The sequence below is a fragment of the Methylobacterium sp. E-045 genome (assembly GCF_022829685.1).
GTDB lineage: Bacteria > Pseudomonadota > Alphaproteobacteria > Rhizobiales > Beijerinckiaceae > Methylobacterium.
In genome coordinates this window covers 1-1,175 of the sequence record NZ_JAKSYE010000020.1, presented here as the reverse complement: position 1 = coordinate 1,175, position 1,175 = coordinate 1, and the positions used below count along the sequence as shown (strand labels likewise).

Genomic DNA, 1,175 nt, shown 5'->3' with positions numbered 1-1,175 from the left:
GCGAGGAGGGAGGCGAGGATGTTGGCGCCGGCTGCGACGAGGAAGACGCCGTCCCAGCTGTTTGTGGCCTGCTGGAGGTAGTTGGCCACGGGCACGAGGAGGGCGGCTGTTCCCTTGGCGGTGTAGAGCAGTCCGGCATTGGTGGCGGCGAACTTGGTGCCGAAGGTGTCGGTGCAGGTGGAGGGGAAGAGGGAGTAGATCTCGCCCCAGGCGAAGAACACGAAGCCGGAGAGCAGGACGAACCACAGGGGGTCGTGGCCCCAGAGGTAGAGCATGTAGATGCCGAAGCCTTCCATGGCGAAGGCGACGAACATGGTGTTCTCGCGGCCGATCTTGTCGGAGACCCATCCGAAGAAGGGTCGGGTGAGGCCGTTGAGGACGCGGTCGATGGTGGCGGCGAAGGTGATGGCCACCATGGTGATGCCCATGATGGTGACGGGCACCTTGTCGACGCCGATATCGGAGGCGATGGGCTTGAGGTTGGCGGTGATCATCAGGCCGCCGGCGCCGACGATGACGAACATGAAGTACATGAGCCAGAAGATCGGCTGGCGGGCGACTTCGCCGGGGGTGTAGTTGCGCCGGGTCTGGATGATGTTGGCGTTGGCGACGACCTCCGGCACCTGGCCCTTCTTGGGGGCGGTGAAGAAGAAGGCCAGCGCGCAGACGACGAGGCCCTGGCCGATGCCGAAGTTGAAGAAGGCGGCCTGGAAGCCGTGGTCGGCGATCATCCACTGGATCGGGGCGACGGTGAGCGCCGATCCGGCGCCGAAGCCGGCGGCGATGATGCCGGCGGCGAGCCCGCGCTTGTCGGGGAACCATTTCAGGGCCGAGCCGACGCAGGTGCCGTAGACGGCGCCGGCACCGATGCCGGCCACGACCTGGCCGAGATAGAACATGTTGAGCGAGGCGGCGTAGGAGTTGATGACCCAGCCGATGCCGCAGAGCAGTCCGCCGAACAGCACGACCACGCGCGGGCCGTACTTGTCCACGAACCAGCCCTCGATCGGGACCAGCCAGGTCTCGAACAGCACGAACAGGGTGAAGGCCCATTGGATCGCCGCCCGGTCGAAGCCGAACTTCTTCTGGATGTCGGGGACGAAGAACGTCCAGCCGTATTGCAGGTTGGCGATCATCACCATGCAGATCACGCCGATCACCAGCTGACCCCAACG

Annotated in this window: 1 protein-coding gene; it reads right to left on the bottom strand. The window is 65.2% G+C overall.

Annotation, left to right across the window (positions count from 1 at the left end; genetic code table 11):
- Positions 1-1,175, bottom strand: a 1,175-nt coding sequence (gene oxlT / locus MKK51_RS01160) for an oxalate/formate MFS antiporter (protein ID WP_243974475.1), incomplete at both ends; no start/stop codon positions are given.